21 protein-coding genes and 1 pseudogene are annotated in these 22,017 nt (G+C 58.4%); 18 read left to right on the top strand and 4 right to left on the bottom strand.

What is annotated here, in order from left to right:
- The 3 genes and pseudogenes from ACILRA_RS05685 to ACILRA_RS05675 all read left to right on the top strand — a co-directional run.
- A pseudogene (locus tag ACILRA_RS05685) lies at positions 1-332 on the top strand (GDP-L-fucose synthase); the annotation flags it as partial.
- 168 nt (positions 333-500) lie between these two features.
- Positions 501-1,550: a type III polyketide synthase gene (locus ACILRA_RS05680; RefSeq protein ID WP_395661123.1), complete on the top strand. Its 1,050-nt coding sequence runs from the start codon at positions 501-503 to the stop codon at positions 1,548-1,550.
- Positions 1,547-2,047: an isoprenylcysteine carboxyl methyltransferase family protein gene (locus ACILRA_RS05675; RefSeq protein WP_395661120.1), complete on the top strand. Its 501-nt coding sequence runs from the start codon at positions 1,547-1,549 to the stop codon at positions 2,045-2,047. Before ACILRA_RS05680 ends, ACILRA_RS05675 begins: the two co-directional genes overlap by 4 nt.
- Positions 2,048-2,296: 249 nt before the next feature.
- Here ACILRA_RS05675 and ACILRA_RS05670 read toward each other — a convergent pair whose 3' ends face one another.
- The 3 genes from ACILRA_RS05670 to ACILRA_RS05660 all read right to left on the bottom strand — a co-directional run bounded on the left by ACILRA_RS05670 (position 2,297) and on the right by ACILRA_RS05660 (position 5,568).
- Positions 2,297-2,596 (bottom strand): hypothetical protein, encoded by a 300-nt coding sequence (locus ACILRA_RS05670; protein WP_395661119.1) that lies wholly within the window; start codon positions 2,594-2,596, stop codon positions 2,297-2,299.
- Positions 2,597-2,969: 373 nt separating this feature from the next.
- The gene (locus ACILRA_RS05665) at positions 2,970-4,391 is read right to left on the bottom strand and encodes a mannose-1-phosphate guanylyltransferase/mannose-6-phosphate isomerase (RefSeq protein WP_395661118.1); all 1,422 of its coding nucleotides are present in this window, start codon (positions 4,389-4,391) and stop codon (positions 2,970-2,972) included.
- A gap of 40 nt (positions 4,392-4,431) precedes the next feature.
- On the bottom strand, positions 4,432-5,568 hold the full coding sequence (locus ACILRA_RS05660) for a polysaccharide biosynthesis/export family protein (protein WP_395661117.1): 1,137 nt from the start codon (positions 5,566-5,568) through the stop codon (positions 4,432-4,434).
- 1,380 nt (positions 5,569-6,948) lie between these two features.
- Between ACILRA_RS05660 and ACILRA_RS05655 the strand changes: the two genes are divergently transcribed.
- The 8 genes from ACILRA_RS05655 (at position 6,949) to ACILRA_RS05620 (ending at position 15,612) form a co-directional block, all read left to right on the top strand.
- Positions 6,949-7,587: a CDP-alcohol phosphatidyltransferase family protein gene (locus ACILRA_RS05655; RefSeq protein ID WP_395661116.1), complete on the top strand. Its 639-nt coding sequence runs from the start codon at positions 6,949-6,951 to the stop codon at positions 7,585-7,587.
- A 38-nt stretch (positions 7,588-7,625) separates the two neighbouring features.
- A complete protein-coding gene (locus ACILRA_RS05650) occupies positions 7,626-8,708 on the top strand; it encodes a hypothetical protein (RefSeq protein ID WP_395661115.1) in 1,083 nt (360 codons plus the stop codon).
- Entirely contained in the window at positions 8,705-9,481 is a 777-nt protein-coding gene (locus ACILRA_RS05645; protein ID WP_395661114.1) for an ABC transporter permease, read from the top strand. Before ACILRA_RS05650 ends, ACILRA_RS05645 begins: the two co-directional genes overlap by 4 nt.
- On the top strand, positions 9,478-10,725 hold the full coding sequence (locus ACILRA_RS05640; protein WP_395661113.1) for a hypothetical protein: 1,248 nt from the start codon (positions 9,478-9,480) through the stop codon (positions 10,723-10,725). The genes ACILRA_RS05645 and ACILRA_RS05640 overlap by 4 nt, the downstream gene beginning before the upstream one ends.
- Positions 10,726-10,738: 13 nt before the next feature.
- The gene (locus ACILRA_RS05635) at positions 10,739-11,440 is read left to right on the top strand and encodes an ABC transporter ATP-binding protein (protein WP_395661112.1); all 702 of its coding nucleotides are present in this window, start codon (positions 10,739-10,741) and stop codon (positions 11,438-11,440) included.
- 115 nt (positions 11,441-11,555) lie between these two features.
- On the top strand, positions 11,556-13,838 hold the full coding sequence (locus tag ACILRA_RS05630) for a glycosyltransferase family 4 protein (RefSeq protein WP_395661111.1): 2,283 nt from the start codon (positions 11,556-11,558) through the stop codon (positions 13,836-13,838).
- Entirely contained in the window at positions 13,835-14,764 is a 930-nt protein-coding gene (locus ACILRA_RS05625; protein ID WP_395661110.1) for a hypothetical protein, read from the top strand. The genes ACILRA_RS05630 and ACILRA_RS05625 overlap by 4 nt, the downstream gene beginning before the upstream one ends.
- A gap of 5 nt (positions 14,765-14,769) precedes the next feature.
- A complete protein-coding gene (locus tag ACILRA_RS05620; RefSeq protein WP_395661109.1) occupies positions 14,770-15,612 on the top strand; it encodes a hypothetical protein in 843 nt (280 codons plus the stop codon).
- A gap of 13 nt (positions 15,613-15,625) precedes the next feature.
- Here the strand turns inward: ACILRA_RS05620 and ACILRA_RS05615 are convergent, their stop codons facing one another.
- The gene (locus ACILRA_RS05615) at positions 15,626-15,814 is read right to left on the bottom strand and encodes a hypothetical protein (protein ID WP_395661122.1); all 189 of its coding nucleotides are present in this window, start codon (positions 15,812-15,814) and stop codon (positions 15,626-15,628) included.
- Between the two features lie 18 nt (positions 15,815-15,832).
- On the opposite strand from ACILRA_RS05615, the gene ACILRA_RS05610 reads away from it, so the two are divergent.
- The 7 genes from ACILRA_RS05610 to tnpB all read left to right on the top strand — a co-directional run.
- Entirely contained in the window at positions 15,833-16,051 is a 219-nt protein-coding gene (locus ACILRA_RS05610) for a hypothetical protein (RefSeq protein WP_395661124.1), read from the top strand.
- 261 nt (positions 16,052-16,312) lie between these two features.
- A complete protein-coding gene (locus ACILRA_RS05605) occupies positions 16,313-17,695 on the top strand; it encodes a glycosyltransferase family 4 protein (protein WP_395661108.1) in 1,383 nt (460 codons plus the stop codon).
- Positions 17,696-17,817: 122 nt separating this feature from the next.
- Positions 17,818-19,002, top strand: a complete 1,185-nt coding sequence (locus ACILRA_RS05600; protein ID WP_395661107.1) for an FkbM family methyltransferase — start codon at positions 17,818-17,820, stop codon at positions 19,000-19,002.
- 74 nt (positions 19,003-19,076) lie between these two features.
- Positions 19,077-20,051, top strand: coding sequence for a hypothetical protein (locus ACILRA_RS05595; RefSeq protein ID WP_395661106.1), 975 nt, complete (start codon positions 19,077-19,079; stop codon positions 20,049-20,051).
- A 92-nt stretch (positions 20,052-20,143) separates the two neighbouring features.
- Positions 20,144-21,340, top strand: coding sequence for a glycosyltransferase family 4 protein (locus ACILRA_RS05590; protein WP_395661105.1), 1,197 nt, complete (start codon positions 20,144-20,146; stop codon positions 21,338-21,340).
- Between the two features lie 118 nt (positions 21,341-21,458).
- Complete coding sequence (tnpA, locus tag ACILRA_RS05585) at positions 21,459-21,878, top strand: IS66-like element accessory protein TnpA (protein WP_395661104.1); 420 nt, start codon at positions 21,459-21,461, stop codon at positions 21,876-21,878.
- The coding region (tnpB, locus tag ACILRA_RS05580) for an IS66 family insertion sequence element accessory protein TnpB (protein ID WP_395661121.1) at positions 21,875-22,017 on the top strand (143 nt) is incomplete at its 3' end. The genes tnpA and tnpB, both read left to right, overlap by 4 nt.

The raw sequence follows: 22,017 nt of genomic DNA, 5'->3' as shown, positions 1-22,017 counted from the left end.
TGCACGTCGACGACATGGCGGAGGCGAGCCTCTTCATTCTGGACGCCGATCGTTCGCATTATGTGTCTCATACGGGCCCCGGGCTCAATCACCTCAACGTCGGCGTTGGTTCTGACGTCAGCATCGCAGAACTTGCCGGTTTGCTGGCGGAGGTGACCGGCTTCAAGGGAAAGATCCTGTTCGATGCAACGAAGCCGGACGGTACTCCGCGGAAGCTGCTCGACGTTTCGCGGTTGACTGCCATGGGCTGGACGGCGCGGACTGACCTGCAAACCGGCATCGCGGGCACCTATGATTGGTTCTGCCGCAACCATGCTCATCTCAGGAATTAGGCGAGCCTGACGCTGGATGAGGTGGCAGCCTGTTCGGCTGTTTTCAGCAGGCCCTCTTCAGTCTGAGTGAAACGGAATAACTTGTCGCGCCAATGGTCTGCCCGGGCTGCTGCACGTATCTACCATGAATTCAATTCTACATCGTAGATCAAAGGTTGTGAATTGACATTGCAGAAAGCACAGATCCTCTCGGTGGCGACAGCCGTGCCTCCCTTCGTCATCGAACAGCACGATGCGGCGGAGTTTCTGAACGAAACATTCGCGGGGCGTTTTCCGGATTTCGACAGGATTGCCGGCGTCTTCAGGACGGCTGGTATTGAGCGGCGCCGGTCGGTGAAGCCCATCGAGTGGTTCTTGCAGCCACTCGGGTGGCCGGAGCGGACGGCAGCCTACCTTGAGGGTGGCTCAGCCCTTTTCGTTGCGGCGGCGCGGCGTGCGCTTGATGGGGCGGGCCTGTCCGCCGCCGCCGTCGATACGGTGGTGACGGTGTCCTCGACCGGGATTGCGACGCCAGGTCTTGAGGCGCTGGTGGCAACCGAGTTGGGCTTCAGGCCGGGCATCGAGCGTGTGCCCGTCTTTGGCCTCGGTTGCGCTGGCGGCGTTTCCGGATTGTCGATTGCCGCACGGCTCGCGCAGTCGCGGCCGGGATCCATCGTGCTTCTGGTTGCGGTTGAAACCTGCACGCTGTCCTTCAGGGCCGACAAGCTGACCAAGGCAAACATCGTCGCGTCGGCCCTCTTCGGAGACGGGGCGGCAGCCTGCGTTCTCAGTACGGATGCAGCTGAGGGGTTAGCGGTTGAGTCCACCGAACAGCACACCTGGCCCGCGACGCTGGACATCATGGGGTGGTCAGTCGACGAGGAAGGACTTGGGGTCATTTTCGACCGCTCGATTCCAGTCTTTGCCGGAGAGCATTTCGGTCCGGCTGTTCATGGCATGCTGGCGCGGTCTGGGCTCACGCTGAGGCAGGTCGGGCGGTTCGTCTGTCATCCGGGCGGCGCCAAGGTGGTGAGCGCGCTCGAGCGTGCGCTCGCCATTCCGCAGGGCCTGCTTGCCGATGAGCGCGCGGTGCTGGCGGAGTTTGGCAATATGTCAGCCCCCACGGTCTTCTTCGTGCTGGAGCGCGCTTTGAAAGCGGGTCTGCCGCGCCGGACGCTTCTCACCGCCATGGGACCTGGCTTCAGCGCCAGCATCGCAACACTGTTGGCCCCCGCATGACGCTGGCGATCCTCGTTTTCGTGACCGTGGAACGCCTCGCGGAATTGTGGTGGGCGCGGAGCAATACCAGCAGACTGCTCGCCCGGGGAGCCGTCGAGTACGCGCCAGGCCATTATCCGCTGATCGTCTTGCTGCACGCCGCATGGCTGGCCGGATTGTGGCTGCTCGGCTGGGCCGGGCCCGTGTCAGCCGGTTGGCTTCTGGTCTTCCTGGTGCTGCAGGCCGCCAGGTTCTGGGTACTCTTTACACTGGGACGGCGCTGGACCACCCGTATCATCGTGGTCCCGGGGGAGCCGCTGGTCAGGACGGGACCATACCGTTACGTGAAACATCCCAACTATCTGGTGGTCGCAGGCGAGATCGCCGTCTTGCCGCTCTGCTTCGGCCTCACCTGGTATGCACTCGCCTTCTCGATCGCCAATGGTGCCGTAATGTTTATCCGCATCCGCGCCGAGAATGCAGCGCTGCCCCCCGCGCCGGATGGTCACGGCCGTTAGCCGGTTACGATGTTAAAATCCTAGAATTTCACGCCGGTGGTGACTGTGGCAGAGCCGCCCATACCTCTGCTTGTTCCGCCAGCATCGACAGCGGTGGAGGTGGACGCGCAACCTGTCAGAGCCAGAAGCAGCAGGGCAAGGACCGCAAGACGTTTTCGATCAGCGTTCATATTCTAGACCATAGGCACGCAGCCTAGAAAAGTCCACAGCCTGCCCAAGGCCATGGCCGGCACGCTGCTTCACAATTCGTCACCTGTTCCTGGTATTTTTGTAAACAATGCTCGTCGTCACGCGGCCCGACCATTCGATGCGGGTGCCCGCACCACTGCCATCAGCCGGAACGATCGTCAGGATGGTTGCGGTTTCAGATCTGCTCATATCCCCGGGAAGTTCAAGACCCGGAATGACTTTCGACGGCCCACGGCTCAGCGTCATCATATCATAACCCTCCGGCAGCACAGGAGCCGGAGGCTCGTCACCGGCACTTGCCGGGGGCACGGCAACGGTAAAAATCATGCCGATCATGAACAGCGCTGTCGAAGTCTTCACGCAAAAGCCCCTCTGCTGTTTTGTCCGGTGGCAAACGTTGGCGGAATTAGGCACAGTTTAACAGGCCCGCTTCGCAACGCCCCCTACACCCAGGTCCGGAAAGGCGTCTAAGCCCAAAAGTTCAATGATGCCAGCTAACGCGTTTCGAACAGGTGGAAACATCTGCTCGAAAAGAGCTGAGAGAAAGTCGAAAGCAAAAGCATGTTCTTGTCGCAACGGTAGGTCCCACCTTCTACGAACCATGCTGCTCAGAAATCGTAACCCTGACTCTTGAAAATTCTTACCAAAGGGGATCCAGAGATTGTGGAGCAGGGCAAACAGACCAAGGCTCCAAAATCTGCTGAATGAAAGTCCACTGGCAGATCACAGCTCATCAACCGCGTGCGTACATATCCTCGTAGCGCACGATGTCATCTTCACCCAGATAGCTGCCCGTCTGGACCTCGATCAGGATCATCGGCAACTTGCCAGGATTTTCCAGCCGGTGCACTGCGCCAAGACGGATGTAGGTTGATTCATTCTCACCCAGTAGTCTGACTTCATTGTCCACCGTCACCCGGGCAGTCCCCTGTACGACGATCCAATGTTCAGCACGATGATGATGTGACTGGAGGGACAAGGCGGCGCCTGGCTTGACCACGATCCGCTTCACCTGAAAGCGGTGGCCGAGGGCGAGGCTCTCGTAGTAACCCCAGGGCCTATGATCGCTCTTGAAGGCGGTTGCCTGCTTCACGCCGCGGGTTTTCAAGCTTTCAACGGCCTGCTTAACGCGCTGCGTATCGGTCTTGCGTGCCACGAGAACGGCATCCGGCATTGCGACGGCCACGATGTCGTCGAGCCCGATGCCGACGACCTCCAGCCCCTCCGTCTCCGAACGGAGCAGCGATTGACGGCAGTCTATCGCCGTTGCGTGCTCAGAGAGCACATTGCCATTAGTATCGGGCGTGCCCTCCTGCCATACGGCATCCCAGCTTCCGAGGTCCGACCAGACGCCGCCATATGGCATCACCGAAAGGTTCTCAGCCTTCTCCATGATCGCGTAGTCTATCGAGATGTTCTGCAACTTTGACCAAGGATCTTCTGCAAGCCTTGTGAATTGCAGATCCGGCTTGGCTTGCCGTAGGGCCGCGAGGGCGGGGGCAATCAGCTCCGGCGCGTACCGTTCGAATGCCTTGACGATCGTTTCCACCGAGAACAGAAAAACTCCAGCATTCCACATAAAGTGGCCTGCGGCGAGCATGGCCTGGGCCGTGGCGCTGTCCGGCTTCTCAATGAAGCGCACAAGCGCCTGTGGCGTGGAAGCTAACCTGCATGCGGGATCTGAGAGTTCGAGATAACCATAGCCCGTCTCGGGCCGCGCTGGCACGATCCCGAATGTCACGATGCTGCCATTGCGCGCTGCGGGAAGTGCTGCCTCAACTGTCTCGCGAAAGCGCTCTGAATCCGGAATAACATGATCGGAGGGTACGACCAGAATGTCGGCACCGGGATCTTGTTCCCTGAGCCAAAGTGCGGCACACAGCACGGCAGGCGCGGTGTTGCGCGGTAAGGGTTCAATCAGAGTCGCGGCGGCACGCATCCCGATCGCCTCAAGCTGCTCTGTTACTGTGAAGCGGAAGCTGTCGGACGTGACAATGACAGGATCCCTGAACTGGCCTCCGGAGAACCGCCGGGCAGAAGCCTGAAACAGACTTTCCTCGCCAACCAGCTTCACGAATTGCTTGGGCAAGCTTTGCCGCGAGAGGGGCCAAAGCCTTGTTCCGTTTCCTCCACAGAGCAGGACCGGGTAGATCATATCGGATACCTCAGCAGCATTTGAAGTTCATTGAAAGCCATCAATCTCCCGAAAAAAGCTGATTTTGCAATGCGCTTTGGGAGGCGACGGTTGAACTGACGGTGGCGAGCGTTAGGGCGATGGGTTGAAGTGTGCGGACCCATTCGACGGAGGGCGCATTGGTAACGTAGATTGTGTCGTCGTTACGGATCGCAAATGCTTGGGCAATGAACATCATCTCTGGCTTGGACATGTCGAACCGGAAGATTGCCGCGCCCTCACGCCAGCGGTTGTCGGCGTCCAACCACGCCTTGGGTTCCCGCAGGCGAAACACGAAGACGCCCATTGGGCTGGAGCGGCTGTCATCTAGTCCCCCGGCCTGGGCCAGCGCATCCATCAGCGAGGGCCTGGCCTTCGGGAATTCGATCTGGCCGGCCTTCTTTACCGCGCCCAATGCGTTAAAAACCTTGGCGTTGGATTCGAGCGTGACCTCATCTCCCGCACGGAGTTGTTGATTATTGCCATTCAATACCTTGTCCAGCGGAATGCGCCGAACGTTCTTTCCGCGGCGTATGGCGACGTCGATCAAGTGGGGCGCTTTTGCTGGCCCGCCCGCCCTGGCGATGGCGTCCACCAGTGTCAGCGGACTGTCGATCATCGAGAAACGGCCAGCATTCTTCACTTCGCCGCTCACAAGCACGCTCGACCCGCGATCGGCAGTGATTTCTACTTGCACCTGGGGTTCAAAGGCCACGCCATCGAGCTGGTCGCGGATGATCTGCTCAACCCTTTGCGGGTCGAGACCGGCGACCTTCACGCGCCCCGCATGTGGAAGTGAAATTGACCCGCGGTGATCGACACGGAGATTGTCGAACACCGTGCCACCACGTGTGAGCGGCGCGAAGACGCCACCTTCTTTGGTTTCCGATATGCGTACTCGCAGCACATCGCCAGATGACAGTGCGATCGGCGGGGCGGCCGGTACGCCTACTGTTCCGCCGGAGTCCCGTACCTGTGCCACGCGGTAATTGGCTACGCGTGGCGCCGTCATCTCGATCAGTGAGAAGCCCGCTAGATCTGCTGCTTCCTCGCTGATGGCCTTTTCTGCAGGACCCTCGCGCGGGATGGCGCAACCCGTAACAAATGCTACTGTGAAGGATAGCGCTAGGGCTCTCATCATGTTCGTCGGCGCCGGCAACAAATTTCAACTCCTGACGTCCATGCCCCGCAAGATGCCGATGCATAGCATTCCCTGCCATAGACATCCGCACGAATACGCCAAAGAAAAAAAATATAAAACACTCAATAACAAGCAATAACGATTGCATTAACTGAGACGAAAAATATTTTCTTCCCCGAGTTGGCCGTGACCAAACTGATCGCGGTGTGTAGGGCTTGATTTTCCGAGTAGGTGTTGGAATTCGTTTTCGAGCCAAAGCGGCAAGGGAAAGACAGGCCAGTATCGACGATGGATTTCATCCTTTTGATCATCATGATGGCCGTTGCCTGCAGTCATGAGGATGCTGATGTCCATAGATCGGCTGCGCGATGACCCAATGTTAAGGCTGGCGGTGGGCCGGTAGACTGAGCAGCGGAGCGCCATTGTGCTCGCATCCGGCCATGAGTGAGACGGTTCCAAAACATGCCGATCCAGATCGGAGTGGCGCGGATGAAGTCAACGACGGACGATGATGTGCGAGTTATCGACGATACCTGCGATTCGGATCACGAGGGCAGGTGCTGTTTTATGCCCGCTACGAGATCGATTGTTTCGTGCCTATTCACATCTATGGTCTGTCCGGCAGCAAGCCGATCGTGGTGTTTCTGGGAGGAGGAAGGGAACTCCGGAAAAGAAGTGTCATGGGGCAAAAACACATGACCATGGGCAACCGGAAGTGCTGGTCGAAGTCCCACATCAAATTCCGTGTTCACTCCCGGTTTGGAATGGCGCGAGGCCAATGCAATCGACGCGATTGTCAGCCTGGAAGGGTACAGCGTACCGCTGTGTCAGGATTTACCAGGTGGTCTGCGGGCTTGAGCACGATCCACTATAGTGGAAACCACTTTTGCGGCAAGATCATCGTCAAGTAATTGATCTTGCGCGAGTTCTTTCCGAACAGGTGATTCCACCTGGTCGGAACGCGCGCTATTGGTTCTGCAAGTTGAGCAAAGCGCTGACAGGCTCTGCGGTTGCGCGCAAAGCCGGCACGCGGGGGCAAAAACTGTAAAGCCGGGCGCGGGGGGGGGGGGGCGCCGCCCGTCCGGCGGTGACAGTATTGATCCAGGCCTGCGTTCCGATCAGTTGGAATTCTCCGCTTGTCAATAACTCATACAATATCGATTGTTTGGGCATCATCTGAGCTTTTCCGCCCTTTTCTTCGTCACGAGCATCATGGGCAGGGCGGCAGCTGAAGTCTGTCCCTTACCGACCCTTGGCTAAGGCATTCAGCAGACAAACAACCTAAAGTATTTGAGGTCTCTTTTTAATTGACACCCTATGCGGGAATTCTATGCTGTTTTAGTGAAATAGGAAGTTCGGTGAAGGGATTGCAGTCACATTATCAAGATCAACGATACATTGCTTAGCCGTTCCGAAACGCGAGTAATCAAATGGCTTTGCAGGCAGATTCCCGCGGGTGTACGGCCCGACCACCTGACAATGGTCGGCATGCTGGGATCTGTTGTCGTCTTTGCCGGATTTTTCCTCTCCAACCTTGGTCCGGCCTATCTTTGGCTGGCCGCGGCGGGGATCCTAATCAATTGGTTAGGAGACAGCCTTGACGGGTCGTTGGCAAGGTTCCGCAGATGTGAACGGTGGAGCTATGGATTTTTCGTCGACCACATGACCGACGTATTCAGCATGGGCCTCATCGGCTTGGGGGCTGGGCTTTCTCCCTATGTTTCGACGACGAGTTCACTGTTGGTGCTCAGCGCGTATCTGATGCTAACCGTTATGAGCGCGCTTGAGGCGAAGGTGCGCGGTGTCATGCGCATTTCCTTCGGAAAGGTCGGGCCAACCGAATTCCGTATCTTCCTTCTGTTGCTCATTGGTCTGCTTTATTTCCTGCCAACCCAGACACTCAATCTTGGGAACGTTAGCGTAAATGCCTATGACGCGTTGCTGACGGTCATCTCTGCTGTGCTGATTATCGTCTGCGTCGGCTCTGCGCTGCGCATCATGGCGGAACTCGACCGCGAAGATCCGCAGCCGCCGTGACCCGGCCCATGGAACGGTATCGAGCTCTGGTTTTCGCCATGATCGCGCTGAGTCCTGCTCTCTTGGCGGCAGTCTATTTTAGTCTTGCGGCCTCAAGCATCTATGTCTCCGAAGCGAGTTTCGTGCTCAGAAGTTCGAACCGCACCACTTTGGCCAGCGGCTTCGCCGGCTTCCTGAAATTCGTCGGCATCTCCACTTCTGAGGACGAGACTTATGCGGTGCATGAGTTCATGACCTCGCGGGATGCACTGGAGCAGCTATCAAGGGATATCAACCTTCGCGCTGTGTATAGTCGGCCGGAAGCAGATGCGCTGTCTCGATATCCGAATATCTTTCATGGGCCTTTGGAAGAGGATTTCGTGCGCTACATGCGCCAGCGCATCAAAGTGCACCTCAACCCAACGACCGGCATGAGCATGCTGGCAGTGCAGGCCTTCACGCCCGAGGATGCCCGCGCCATCGCCATGCGCCTCCTGGATATCAGTGAGGTGAGGGTGAATGAACTCAATGAGCGGATCCGCCGAGATGCCATCCGAGTGGCGGAGGAGGAGGTCCAGCGCGCGAAGCAACGCTTACAGCAGGCGCAGTCGGATCTTACCGGGTTCCGCAATCGTGAACTTATGATCGATCCCAATGAAAGCTCTGTCGTGGTCACGCAGTTGATCGCCAATTTGAGCGAGCAACTTACTCGAATCGAGACCGAGATCGCCGAAACGCTGGTCAGTTCGCCCGGTGGCCCGCAGCTCGTTGCTCTGCAGAGCCGGGCCGCCGCGCTCAAGGAGCAAATCACCATGCAGCGCGAGCGGTTCGCTGACAGCTCCGACGGGTTAGCCGGGAAAATTGAGGCTTTCGAGCGACTTAAACTCGATCAGGAGGTTGCGGCAAAGGTGCTCTCATCCGCCATCCTATCGCTCGAGGATGCACGCAACGAGGCGCGTCGTAAACAGCTCTATCTGGAGCGCATCGCCAGCCCGCAGCTGCCGGATAAGGCGGCAGAGCCCAGGCGCCTGTTCAGCATCGTATCGATTGTGGCCTTGAACCTTATATTGCTGCTCGTGGTATGGCTCATGAAGACCGGCATTGCTGAACATGCGCCCGGGCGGAGGGTCTTCGTCCAATGATGTTCGAGGGGATCAGGAGCAATGCGCGTGTGCTCAAGTCGTTCCTGGTGCGTGATCTGATCGCACAGTTCGGGCGGCACAATATTGGTTTCCTCTGGGCCATACTCGAGCCGATGATCCTGTGCGCTGGCGTCGCCACCATCTGGTACCTCGTCAAGCCGCCTTTTTACCACGGCGTCCCGATTGTTGCCTTTGTGGTGACGGGCTATATGCCACTGACTTTGTTCCGCCACCTGACGGGCCCCAGCGCCAGGTTGTTCAGGCGGAGCGTGGGGTTGCTCGTGCACCGGCAGTTGGGGCTTCTCGACATCTTCCTGTCGCGCATGACGCTTGAATTCGCGGGCTCCACGATGGCCTTCGCGGTCATTTATCTGACGCTCTATTTCGCTGGCGCGGCCGAGATGGTGCATGACTACCGGCTGGTCGTATGGGGATGGCTGCTGCTGACCTGGCTTTGCGTTGGCTTTGCCGCCTGCATTGCAGCGGCAACGGAGTTATCAGAGGCGGTTGGGCATTTCGTTCAACCGGTTCAATACCTCTCTATTCCGCTCTCGCCTACTTTCTACATGGTAGACTGGTTGCCGCTAACCGCACAACAGCTGCTCTACTGGAACCCGCTGACCCACCCGTATGAGATGATCCGCGCGGGCTTCTTCGGGCCCGCGGTGCACGCGATTTATGACCCCATCGTCACGATGGTTGGTGGTCTTCTGCTCTTGGCGATTGGCATTCCGGGGATCGCCGCGGTACGCGAAAGGCTGCATGACGCATGAGTTTTGCAGCTGACACGCCAGTGATCTCACCCTGCGTGGTGACGCGCATCGGACCGCCGGAGACCGGGGGTGCAGCACCGCGTCCGCTGCTGGTGGGTGCCGATGATGAGGGCTGGAGCGCCGGACGGATCGTGCTGCTGGCGCTCGTATTCCTGCTGCCTGCAGTGCTGGCGGCGGTCTATTACAGCGCTCTGGCGGCGGACGTCTACCTGTCCGAGACCGAATTTGTGGTGCGCTCTCAGGGCCAGTCGGGACCGGGGCTGATCGAGGGCGGGATCGGCGAAGGCGCCGGGATCGCGGTAGGAGCGGCCGACGTCAATTCCGTGATCGCCTTCATCGCCTCGCGCGACGCGCTGGAGGCGGTGTCGCAGCGGATTGACCTGCGCGAGGCCTTTGGCGCGCCACATGGCGACTTTCTTGCGCGCTTTCCGGGTCTTGCCGGAGGGGACACGGCTGAAGACCTCTACCGTTACTATCTCCGCCAGGTGGAAGTGGAGCATGACAAGGCGGCGGGGGTTACGAAGCTCACCGTCCGCGCCTTCGACCCCAGGGCTGCACAGGCCATCGCCCAGGCGCTCGTCGAGGAGGCTGAGCGAATCGTCAACGGCTTGTCGGAGCGGATGCGGAGCGACACGCTGGCGGAAGCTGAGCGCCACGTGGCCGATGCCCGCCGTCAGCTGCTTGCCGCCCAGCAGGGGCTGCAGGACTGGCGCACGCGAGAGAAGCAGTATGACCCAGCCCTATACTCCAAGTCCGTGGTGGAAGTGGTGACCGCACTGTCAATCGCCATTGCAGAGGCGCGGGCGCGCCGTGAAGAGTTAACCCGCACCTCGCCGCGGAGCCCGGAACTGCCGGGCCTCTCTGCCCGGATCGACACCTTGGAGCGGCAGATCCGGCGGGAGTGGGGCAATCTTGCGGGGGCCAATGAGTCGCTTGCGCCTCGCATTTCGGAATATGAGCGTCTGGCGATCGACCGTGATCTCGCCGTCAAGCTCTATGCCTCCGCGAAAGAAACACTTGCCCGCACCCGGGCGGAGACGGGCCGCCAGTCCGTCTTTGTGGAGCGAATCTCGGAACCCAAGGTCCCCGACAAGCCGCTGCTGCCGCGGCGCGTGCTCGCCACGCTCATGGTTTGCGCCTTGGCCCTCATGGCCTTTCTCGTGGTGGACCGGCTGGCCGCCAACATCCGTCGCCACCGCCGTCTCGCCGAATATGTGCGTGGGGGGAGCCCTGCCCATGGATAGAGGCTTTTCCCCCATGACCCGCGGCACCCCGCCGGAACCCGCCCAACCCGCCACGCCGGGCGGCGGCGTTATCCGCGCAGTCAATGTCAGCAAGGTGTTTCACACACCGCTGGGCGTGAAGCATGTCCTCGACGGGGTGAGCTTCGAGGTGCGGCCGGGGGAGCGGATGGCGGTGCTGGGCCGCAACGGATCAGGCAAGTCAACGCTTATTCGCATTCTTTCGGGCGTGATGGCGCCCACCTCCGGCCACACGGAAATCGGCATGCGACTGTCCTGGCCCCTGGCGCTGGACGGAGGCTTCGAGGGCAGCCTCACCGGCTATGACAACATCCGCTTCATCTGCTCGCTCTATGGCAAACCCTTCCGCGACATCTATGACTATGTGCGCGACTTCACCGAGATGGGAGACCACCTGCTTTTGCCCATGCGCTCCTATTCGGACGGCATGCGCATGCGCGTGGCCTTTGGCCTCTCATTGGCGATCGAATTCGATTGCATCCTCATCGACGAAGTTCTCTTCGTCGGCGACACGCGGTTTCAGCGGAAGTGTCATTATGAATTGCTGGAACGGAGGAAGGACAGGGCCATGATCATCGCCATCCACTCACACGAATTCGTCACCCAGCACTGCAATTCGGCACTCGTCCTGAAGAACGGGCGGGGCCGGGTGTTCAAGGACGTGAAGCTGGCGGCGGATATCTATAACAGTCTGTAACGGAGATCCGAATTCCGTGGATCGTTTCGAATGAGCCAACAAACCCGGCGCTGATCCGTACAGCTCATCATGATCCATACTACGATCCTTCAAATCCACCTCTAGTCAATTGCAAATGAGAACTTCCAGTCCCAATCCTCCGCCCTCGCCCTATCTCCTCGATCGCATCGGGACATACAGGGCAAAAGAGATAGGCAGCATCTTCTTCGACGGCGTCTTCAAGGGAGACTACAGCCTGGCGATCGTGAATCGTTATCTGGCCAGGGCGCTGATCGGGAGCGGCCTCGATGTGACGCTCCACACCCCGGAACAAGAATGGCGCTCCGATCGATTGCTGAACGGCATGAGCAGCCTGCTGCCGCATTTTGCCGGCAGCTATCCACTCCCGAACAGCTTTGACTTGCACATCCGCAACACCTGGCCCCCAAAAGCCGACGATATGGTCGGCAAGCGCCTCAATGCATATGTCTGTTTCGCATGGGAAGAAACGGCTGTACCCAGGCAGATCGTTGACCAATTCAATCGTCACCTCGATCTGATCATGGTCACCTCGCACTTCGTAAAAGACAGTTTGCTGAATTCCGGCATCACGAAACCCGTTGAAGTGGTGGGCAACGGAGTGGATCACGCGCTTGAGTTCTCCGACCTCGCGTCTCTGCGAATGCCATCCGCAGGCAACCGCAGAATTCTGCATGTCTCGTCATGTTTTCCACGGAAGGGCGTTGACGTGCTTCTGGACGCATTCACGCGATCGTTCACAAAAGCGGACAATGTAACGCTGACCATAAAGACTTTTGACAATCCGCACAACACGGTGAGCCAAGATCTGGCGAGACTCCGGAACTCGCGTCCTGATGCGGCGGAAGTCGACATTCTGAAGCAACATCTTTCGCCCCGAGAGCTTGCGGCCCTTGTCGCATCAAGCGACCTCATGGTCGCTCCGTCCCGTGGCGAAGGATTTGGGCTCCCTCTGGCCGAGGCGATGCTGCTGGACGTACCCGTCGTCACAACCGCGTTCAGCGGGCAGACGGATTTTTGCACGGCCGAGACGGCCTGGCTGGTGGATTACACTTTGGCCCCATCGAAGGCGCACGTCTCGGCAGACGGCTCGTTGTGGGCAGAACCCGACGCCAAATCCTTGGTGGCTCAGATCAAGCACGCATTGGTCAGCAAAGAGACGTCGCGGTCAAAGCTGTCAAAGGCAAAAGCGTTGCTTCTTGAGCACTTCAAGTGGTCCGACGTCGCGCGCCGCGTCTGTCATGCCATCGATCGCACTCTCGCGGCCGATGGGTCCCGCATGCGATCGAAGCGCCCTGAGATGAAGATTGACCTTGTATCGACCTGGAACCAGGCCTGTGGAATTGCGAGCTACAGCGAAGCGCTCTTCAAGACGGCTGCGCTGCAATCCACGCTGGAACGCGTCATGGCGCGCGAGATCCGCGGCGATGGCCTCCCAAATGCCGATCCAGCCGGAGCGCTTCGTCCGTGGGGCTACGAGAAGGCCGGTATCCGGCGGCTTGCGGGCCTGCTGGAAGAAGGAACGTCGGATGTTGTCTGGCTCCAGCATCATCCAAGTTTCTTCTCGGAGAACGACATGAGCGAGATTGGGTTATCTTTGAAACGCTCTTCTTATCGCCTCAAGGTTCTGACAATGCATAATGTCCGTGACGCTGTCGCCGGAAACTCGGCGTCATGGCTTTCGTGTTTCGACACCGTCATCGTGCATACGGAACGCGACGCCGGATTGCTCGCGGAGCGGAAGATCAGCCCAACTGTGATCCCACACGGAATTCTGTCGCGAACGGCGGCCTCGCCCCGGAGGGGAGCGTATTTCACTGTCGGGACATTCGGATTTCTCTACCCGCACAAGAACGTTCCCCTGCTTGTCGAGGCTCTCGCGTTAGCGAGACGGATTGAGCCCCGGCTCCGGCTCAAGCTTCTGAACTGCGTCCGCAAGGATCCCGTGTCCTATAGGGAACGCGCCCGCGTCGAAGCCCTCGTGAAGGTTCTTGGCCTTGAAGACGCCGTGGACATGGACTTTGGCTTCCTGAGCGAGGGCGAGATCCTCGACCGGCTGGCCGGATGCGATCTCTTGTGCTTTCCCTATGGCGATTCCAACGAGTCGGCAACCGGTGCGGCGCGAATTGCGCTTGCGGCCGGTCCTCCTCTCTTATGCTCTCAGTCCGGCGTATTGGCGGACCTGCTTCAGTTATCGCTGGTCCTTCCCAAGGTGCAAAAGACGGCGCTGGCTGACGCTTTGGTGACGCTATCGGCCAGCCCCGCGCTCTGTGCATTGAGGGACATCGAGAGAAAGCGATATGTCGAGCGGTGCAGTTATGCAGTGGTCGCGGATCAGCATTCGAGACTCTTCGCATCGTTCCTGAGGGGAGGCCAATGACACACTCTACACACTTGCCTGAAACAGTTGACCCGGCAGCGGGGACGATGGAGCTTCATGCGTCCGATTTCCTGCTTGACCCAGATTGCTTCGTGGATCGCTGCGTGAAAGCTCATCCTGGCGCAAATGAAGTTTTCACTCCCGCTCAACGGTCAGCCCTTGCCGAGGCTATCCGGTTCGGCAGGCCACGCATGGAGGTGGTCGAGGCGGTTCGTGGATACGCATGTCCTCCGCAGAACAAGGGTAGCGGGCAAACCGAAATCGGCGTTGGGAGGCAGTTGAGAGGTTTTGTCGTTTTGGATGAACTCGAAAACTTCGCGCCCGGCGATGACGAGTGTTTCATTCGCCAGGTCTATGAGCAGGCGTTCGATCGCTTTCCCACGGAAATAGAGATGATCAATGCGGGTTTTGATCTCAGGAGCGGCCTCACCCGCAGGGAATTCATCAATAAGGCCCTCGAACGGGTGCCACGGTGCCGGAGCGCGGACAGGAGTTCAAGCGCGATACCGGGCGCTGGATTGGACGAGCACGGCAAGATGTATTTCAGCCTCATTAAGCCCGCAGCCGGAGGCAATTGGAGTATTCCGCCACACGTATACCTGCAGCCAGTTCCGACGCGGGATGGATTTCTGCAGACCTTGGAGGGGTTTGTCTTGCATGGACCCAAGCAATCATTCGCACCCGGGAACTGGAGCATAGCAGTCGATATCGTTCAACCCGACGAAGCCCGCGTGATATTGGATGTCTGCGCAAATTGCGGCCTCGACATGATAAGCAAAATGACGCTCGTAGGACCAGCCCGGTTCCAGACGGCATTTGTGATCGAGCCATGGCACCACTTCCTGGAGGTCCGCCTTTACAAGGAAAACGCACCCGAAGCTTTGCGGAAACTGAGAGTTCGTGAGTTGGTCTTGCAGGAGCTCTGAATTCAATGCTCTTGGAACTCTGGAAAAAACTTACCTCCGGCAAAGCTGTACGGGCGCTCGATCAGGGTGAGGCATCGAACGGGTTCGCCGCTCTTGTCGCCGCCGGAGACAGAGCGCGCGATGCGCGCGAATGGAGCGTTGCCGCGCGTTGTTATCGAGCGGCCGTTTCGCAGCGCCCGTCGGCACTCGGGATAGCTGTTCAACTTGGTCACGCACTCAAAGAGAGTGCGCAGTATGCTGAGGCCGAGGCGTGTTATCGATCCTTCTTGGCTGCGAACCCCCGTGACGCGGACATCCACCTGCAGTTCGGCCACCTGTTCCTTCGCCAGCGGCAGGCGGAAGAGGCGCGCCGGTGGTATGAGCAGGCGCTGCAGCTGGTGGGTCCCAATGACTTTGTTGCATCAGAGGCTGAAACCGGAATTAAACATTGCGCAAATGCGCCGCTTCTGTACGCCCGAGCGCGTGCTTTGACGTTGACCGACGCAAAGCGCTTCGGCGAAGCTTACGAACTTCTTTCGAATCTCGTCATGGATGAAGGCCAGGAGGACTTGACCGGCATTCTCGGGAACGTATGCAAGGAGCTTGGGCGTTTTTCGGAGGCGCAGACCAACTATGGGAGATATGAGGGCTTTGCCCAGGCCAACCGTCCGGAACTCTTGGCCGATGTTTTCACACAGCAGGGGCATCTTTTGAAGATACGCCGGGAGTATGTGGCTGCAATCGGATGCTTCGCCAAGGCAAAGGCCGCTCTTTCATCGTCACGGGCAGTGCACGGTTCAGCTGAGGACCTGGAGAAGGAAATGAGACTGTGTTTGGCTCAGATCACTACGGCGATAGAACTGAGATGACGCAAATCGCCTTCTACAGCGCGGATGATTGAAAGGGTCGGGGCTCATGGACGTTGCCGCCGAGGATCGACATTACGATCCGCGCTGAAGCCGAGTAAGGGGTGCTGATTAGCAACTGGCCGCCAGGTACGAGGATGCGATTGATCTCTGTATGCACGTACATCTGATCTACTTCCATATCTTCGATAACCTCGCATAACATGATGAAGTCGAAGTAACCATGCTCGAATGGCCACCGCTCATTCTTGATATTGAAGCGATGCGTCATATACCAGGTTATATCCTGCGACTGATGTCGGATCTCGCGGAATTAGGCTGCATCTTCCCTCAGACTTTCGAAGTCCGTACCGCGCATTTCTTCATAGCTATGGAAGTGGCGCAGCACTTCCTGAAAGAGCAACGTAGAGCCGACCTCGAGCGCCCGGGCACCTGGTTTTGATGCTGGCGGAATCCAGAAGACGGTCTCTGCATATCTCGATGCATGTGTCTGGCTATAGTCCGTACCCTGTGAGACGGAGATGTAGCTTCCGACAAAGGCAAGCCAATCGGCCCTTTTTGATCCCTGGGGAAACTTCAGCCCAGACATTTATACTTCCATAGGTTGCGCTCTCCTCCGTTCTTATGTATTTCTCTTCTATTCGTCAAGAGTACGGGCGAGAGACAAATTGTGATCCAAAGTTGAGCAGTGTGGAGCCCACATTTGAACACCCAGAGCAATCAGCGGGTTGACTTTGCCAGACTCGCCGCCCCGCCCTTTGGTTCGCATCTTCGTGTCGCACTCGAAGCCGACAATCTCAACCTTTCAGCCGGCACGGGCATCGCGACCTATGCATCTAATCTTGCTGCGGAACTGCGCAACATAGGGCATGCGCCAATGGGGGTGTTCGGTGTTAAGGGGAAGATTGGCGGCAGGAATGAGTTTCTTGACGAAGTCAATCTGTTTGATGCCAGACTGCAGTTGAAGCGGCCTTTGGCGGCATTTCTGCGGCATGTGTGGTATCGCGGGCATGGAGATCCGTTTGGAGCGCGGGCGCGGCGGCTGACGTTGTCCGGGCAGGTTCACCAGCCATCTCTTTTTTTGTCCCGAGAGAACTTCGAAGATTTGTATGGAGTGCCGCATCTGAGCCTTCGGGCAGAGATGCATTTCAGGCGCTATGGCGGGCTCTTGCGCCTGCGTGGGGTGACGGGGGCTGACGCGTTCCATGCGACGCACCCCATTGCGCTTGCGCTGAAGGGTGTGCCCAACCTCTGCACCATCCATGACATCATCCCGCTGCGGCTGCCCTATGCCACGCTTGATGACAAGCGGGCATATTACAACCTCATCTCACTTCTTGTGCGTAAGGCAGACAAGATTGTGACCGTGTCGGAGTTCAGCCGCCGAGACCTCATCTCCGTCTTCAAAATACCGGAGGAGCGGATTGTAAACACCTACCAGTCCGTCTCTTTGCCCGCCCGCGTGATGGCACTCTCTGCCGATGAGGTGGCGCGCCACCTCGAGCATTGCTTCGGACTGGAGTACCGTAACTATTTTCTTTTCGTGGGCGCGATCGAGCCGAAGAAGAACGTGAAGCGGCTGATTGCCGGCTATGCCGCCAGCGGCACCAACCGCCCGCTGGTGCTGGCGGGCGGCTTGGGCTGGCAGTTCGAGGACGATGTGGTGGCCATGAAGGACGAGCGCTTCCAACGTTATCGCGTGGTCGATGGATTGATCCGTCCAGAGCGCAGCGTGCGTCATCTGAACTACGTCTCCCGCATTGACCTGGCAATTCTTCTGCGCGGTGCCCGCGCACTCGTTTTCCCTTCGCTCTACGAAGGCTTTGGCCTGCCCGTGCTGGAGGCCATGCTGGCAGGAACCCCGGTCATTACCTCGGCTTCTTCGTCTCTGCCGGAGCTGGCGGGTGATGCTGCTGAATATGTCTCCCCTTTCGAGCCAGAGTCGATTGCCCGTGCGATCCGCACGCTCGATACGGATGACACCCGTTGTGAAGAATTGATTGTCAGAGGTAAGGACCGTGCTCAGCTGTTCTCACCAAAGCGCTACGGTGAACGCTTGGCTGAACTCTATGCAGCCGTCCAGTGAGCCACGTGCATGACATCACATAAAGTGGTTCGGCCTGTTAGTGGTGCCAGCCTGACCGCCGCCTTTACCGTGCATCGCTGCGCCATAGACCATTTATCCCACTCAAGAGTGCTGGAGACGTTGTGAACAATTCTCTTGTTGAACAGAAACTCGATCGGCTGATCAATGATATCGCCTTCGTCAAGAGCAGGATGTCGTCTTATCTCGGTGGCCAAGAGGCGCTTGGATATCTGGTGGATGAGACCCCGATCTTCGTCAACACGAATGATATCGGTTGCCCGATAAATGTACTCAATGGCGGGCGCTATGAGGAGGATTATCTGAGCATTCTCGCATCCTACCGCCGTAGGTGGACGACCGTCCTCGACGTTGGCGCCAATCTCGGTATCTATTCGCTTCGCATGGCATCCATGTGCAGGACGGGGCGGATCCTAGCGTTTGAGCCCATCAGCCGAATCCGGAACCTTTTTGCACGCTCGGTCTATCTGAACAATTTTTCACACATCATCGACATCCAGCCCTTCGCGCTTTCAGATACTGACGGCGAAGTGGCACTTTCCATACCTGCCCACCATGCCGGTGGCGCCTCGCTTGATGGTGGTGACGGCAGATCCGAGTTCGTGCAGGTTCGTACTCTTGATCAGTTGGTAGACGGTGCATTCACCTGCGACTTGGTGAAACTGGATGTTGAAGGACATGAACACAAGGCCCTCAAGGGAATGATGGGTGTCCTCCGGCGCTCTCCCAGTTGTGTCGTGCTCTTTGAAAAACTTCTTCAGAACAGCGGATCCGAAACGGAGATTCTCCGCTTGTGCGATGATCTCGGCTGGGGAATCTATGCCGTTGATCGTCTGCGGTTGTCCCGCGTGGGAGCGGCGGAATTCCTTACCACGGCAGGCTATTTCATTGCTGGCCGTCCGGTTGTGGTAGAAGACGGTGGTCTCGACAGAGGCTTCCTCGATGTTTTTCCTTCGGATTTGAATGTACTAGCAGGTCAAGTGGAGAGTGGATGGCTGAAAGTTGCAGAGATGCCTGGCAAAGGCGGAATCATTTTTCATGGTCCTTATTGGTATCTCCCGAAAGGGTTCTACAGGCTGGAATTTGATGGTGAGATATCCGGCGGCATCATTGTCACGATAGCGGAGCAGTTCGGCTATAGGGTCGAGGACTTGAAGCTCAATGGCACCAAGCCTGTTGTCGAATTTCCAGTAAACAGAGATCTGTGCAAATTCGAGCTAGTATGCCGTTCCACGGCAAAAACCGGATCGATGGCATTGCACAAGATCCGCTTAACGCGAATGGCCTAGCGCGTGGCCGCAACGGGCGAGTCATCGGGGGAAGCGTGATGCGCGTCTGCATCCTGGGTTTGCCAGGCCACGTCATGACTTCGGTCATCGACTATTGCCGCCTAGCGCTTGGAATACCGTTGCGCGAAGCAATTCTTAACGATGCGGGCGCTATTCAGCGCTTTCTCGAGACTGGGAATGCAGACATAGATCTCGTTGCCTCCAATTTTCCTAACCGCAGCCTTGTGAGCTGGATTGCGAGACATCATATGTCTACAATCGTCGTCGCGCCGGATATCTATGTCTGTATTGCCCAGAGCGACAAGGCAGCACAGGAAAGTCACGGCCTGCTTCCCGGTGCGATCTCTCACAGCCTCTCTGGCCTAGCGATGGCGAGGGACATTCCGGGCCGTGTTCACATTACCGGACTTGATATCCAGGCCGAGCTTGCCGACCTCCGTAGCCTCTTCGGTTCCTCTGTCGGCCGTTGTAACGAACAAAGCTTGATAGAAGCCGAGCGGCGGATCGCTTCTTCTTTCTCCAACTGCGTTGTAGCGGGTCAAGCGGCGGACTTGGGCGGTGTCGTCTCAAATGCGCTTTTCGCCGACATGACGAACACCTGCCAAGGGATCCTCGACTTCGTGCGTTATGGTAGTCCTTGCGAATTGGAGTGGCCCGTCACTCTTTTTGCTGACTGTGCATCCCGGGCCCGGCCAGCGCTGCCGCAGATCGACCTTACCGGCCCCGCGAGATATCTCTATTGGGGGCCATACCTTTACCTGCCGCCTGGCGAGTGGGAGCTACGGGCCTCAATCGAGATTGCCCGCAAGCCTAGCCCGATCGAAGTCAGGCTTGATATCTGGTCAGAAACTTGGTGCCACAGCTGTAAGGTTCTGTTTCTGTCGAACGGAAGATATGAAGTCTGTACCCAGTTCATAAAGGACGAAGCGCTCGAGGCCCTCGAGGTCCGCTTGTTTATCGATAGAGGTGAAATTGAGGGAGAGCTGGGCTTTGGCGGGGTACGGCTGCGCCAGCTTGTGCCTTCGTCCTATGCCGGAGGAGTGGCATGAGTCACGGCCCTCGTCATCCTCTCGCCTATGACGTCACGCGTCTCGCCAGTCGCATCTTCAGCCGGACGCCGAACGGGATTGACCGGGTGGATATGGCCTATGCGCGGCACTTTCTTGATCAGGGTGAGGAGGGCGATTGTGGCGTGCTGTTTCTCGGCCATCTTGGCATGCGCCGGCTTGAGCGGGTGCGGGCACAAGGGGTGATCGAGCAGATCGCCGTGCATTTTGGCGAGAGGGCAAAGACTGCCGATGAGGAGCTCTTGCGCGCGGTTGCAGGCTGGACGGCGGGACATAACCAGCCCGGTCTCGCAACCGCCCGGACAGTAAAGCTGAGGCGTAGCGGGTGGCTTCCGGTCGCGCGCTTTACTCAACGCACGATCCGTGCGGCGGGCCAGCGGGTCGCGTCAGCCTTGCCGCAGAATGCGCGCTATCTCTGTGTCAGCCAGTTTCCACTGTCGGAGCCCGGTGCTTACCGCTGGCTGGCGCAGCGGCCAGATGTCAGGCCGGTGTTCTTCATCCATGACTTGCTGCCGCTGCAATATCCTGAGTACTTCAAGCAACCTGAATTGGCCCGCCACCAGCGGCGGCTTACCCAGCTTGCCGAGGTGGGCGCGGCTGCGCTGGTCTCCACCCGAACCGTGGGGGAAGCCCTCAGCAATGAGATGAAGCGGCTTGGCCGGCCGGATTTTCCCGTCCATATTTCTCCCATGCCGCTTGCTGCTGGTTTCTCCCCGGCACCCGTGTCAAGGGCACTGGCGGGTGCGCGGCCCTATTTTATTCAGCTTGGAACCATCGAGCCGCGTAAGAACCATCTTTGCATCCTGCATGTGTGGCGTGAGCTTGCCACGATGCTGGGACCCGGCACGCCGAAGCTTATTCTCGCCGGCGCAAGAGGGTGGGAGAACGAGAACATTCTTGATCTCCTCGACCGTAGCCCTGCGATCCGTGATCATGTGCTGGAGCTTGGCAATGCAGACACCCCAACGCTGGCCGAGTTGATGCGCGGAGCGCGCGCGCTGCTCATGCCATCATTTGCGGAAGGCTACGGCCTGCCACTCGCCGAGGCTCTTGCCCTTGGTTTACCAGCAATCGCCTCCGATATCCCGGTTTTCCACGACGTCGCTTCAGGGCGCTTCAGGGCCGTGCATCCGCTCGACGGTCCAGGTTGGATCTCTGCTATTCTGAACGCGCTCGACATGAAATTCGTCGAAACCAGCAGTACACCGCCGACAGGTGGGGACCAGGGTGACGCGTTCCAAAATCTCCGGCAGTTTTTGGATACGCTATAGAAAATTTACGTCGCGACATTAGCGCAACGCCGACCCCATTCTGGCGAAGCCAAGTTCGGCATGAGAGAAGCGGATCCAATTTTAGATTGGGTTTCTGATCATGACGTTGGACGGCAAAATGGACGCCCAATTGGACTTCTCATCGACTGGGCGGGTCTCGCGTCTCGAGGTTCTGGATGGGCCGACCGGACGCAAGCAGCGGAGCGAGGCGGAACAGGCCCGGATCGCGGCGGAGAGCTTCTGGCCTGGGGTGTCTGTCTCTGAGGTCGCGAGGCGGTATGGGGCGACCCGTTCGCAAGTGTATGACTGGCGGCGGCGGCTGAAGGATGGGCGGCTGGCGCTGGCTGGCGGGGTTGCTGCGATGCCAGCGTTCGCCGAGGTGATGGTGACGCTGGCAGCCGCTGCTGATGCCGGAGTGCTCAGACCCTCAGCGATTGAGACAGATATTGCCGGGACCATCATCCGCGTTCCGGCAGGGGTTGAAGCCGAGGCCCTCTCGCGCGTGATCCGTGCGGTGCGGAAAGCCTCCGCCGAATGATGGTGCCGGAGTGCTCGCTCAGGGTCTTCGTAGCCCTCGAGCCAGTAGACTTTCGAAAAGGCCATGACGGGCTTGCAGCGATCACCCAGCAGGTCCTTGGACTTGATCCATTCTGCGGCGCGGCCTTTGTGTACCGGTC

Source organism: Aestuariivirga sp. (assembly GCF_044239095.1).
Taxonomy (GTDB): Bacteria; Pseudomonadota; Alphaproteobacteria; order Rhizobiales; family Aestuariivirgaceae; genus Aestuariivirga.
The sequence above is the reverse complement of the archived record's forward strand: the minus strand, read 5'-3'. Positions and strand labels throughout refer to the sequence as shown.

What these genes read in the sequence shown, in the direction of transcription:
- ACILRA_RS05635 (WP_395661112.1), top strand. Translation starts at nt 10,739, where the DNA reads ATGACCCGCGGCACCCCGCCGGAACCCGCCCAACCCGCCACGCCGGGC.
- ACILRA_RS05650 (WP_395661115.1), top strand. Translation starts at nt 7,626, where the DNA reads ATGATCGCGCTGAGTCCTGCTCTCTTGGCGGCAGTCTATTTTAGTCTT.
- ACILRA_RS05595 (WP_395661106.1), top strand. Translation starts at nt 19,077, where the DNA reads ATGACTTCGGTCATCGACTATTGCCGCCTAGCGCTTGGAATACCGTTG.
- ACILRA_RS05645 (WP_395661114.1), top strand. Translation starts at nt 8,705, where the DNA reads ATGATGTTCGAGGGGATCAGGAGCAATGCGCGTGTGCTCAAGTCGTTC.
- ACILRA_RS05620 (WP_395661109.1), top strand. Translation starts at nt 14,770, where the DNA reads ATGCTCTTGGAACTCTGGAAAAAACTTACCTCCGGCAAAGCTGTACGG.
- ACILRA_RS05665 (WP_395661118.1), bottom strand. Translation starts at nt 4,391, where the DNA reads ATGATCTACCCGGTCCTGCTCTGTGGAGGAAACGGAACAAGGCTTTGG.
- ACILRA_RS05630 (WP_395661111.1), top strand. Translation starts at nt 11,556, where the DNA reads ATGAGAACTTCCAGTCCCAATCCTCCGCCCTCGCCCTATCTCCTCGAT.
- ACILRA_RS05610 (WP_395661124.1), top strand. Translation starts at nt 15,833, where the DNA reads ATGCTCGAATGGCCACCGCTCATTCTTGATATTGAAGCGATGCGTCAT.
- ACILRA_RS05615 (WP_395661122.1), bottom strand. Translation starts at nt 15,814, where the DNA reads ATGTTATGCGAGGTTATCGAAGATATGGAAGTAGATCAGATGTACGTG.
- ACILRA_RS05590 (WP_395661105.1), top strand. Translation starts at nt 20,144, where the DNA reads ATGGCCTATGCGCGGCACTTTCTTGATCAGGGTGAGGAGGGCGATTGT.
- ACILRA_RS05640 (WP_395661113.1), top strand. Translation starts at nt 9,478, where the DNA reads ATGAGTTTTGCAGCTGACACGCCAGTGATCTCACCCTGCGTGGTGACG.
- tnpA (WP_395661104.1), top strand. Translation starts at nt 21,459, where the DNA reads ATGGACGCCCAATTGGACTTCTCATCGACTGGGCGGGTCTCGCGTCTC.
- ACILRA_RS05675 (WP_395661120.1), top strand. Translation starts at nt 1,547, where the DNA reads ATGACGCTGGCGATCCTCGTTTTCGTGACCGTGGAACGCCTCGCGGAA.
- ACILRA_RS05625 (WP_395661110.1), top strand. Translation starts at nt 13,835, where the DNA reads ATGACACACTCTACACACTTGCCTGAAACAGTTGACCCGGCAGCGGGG.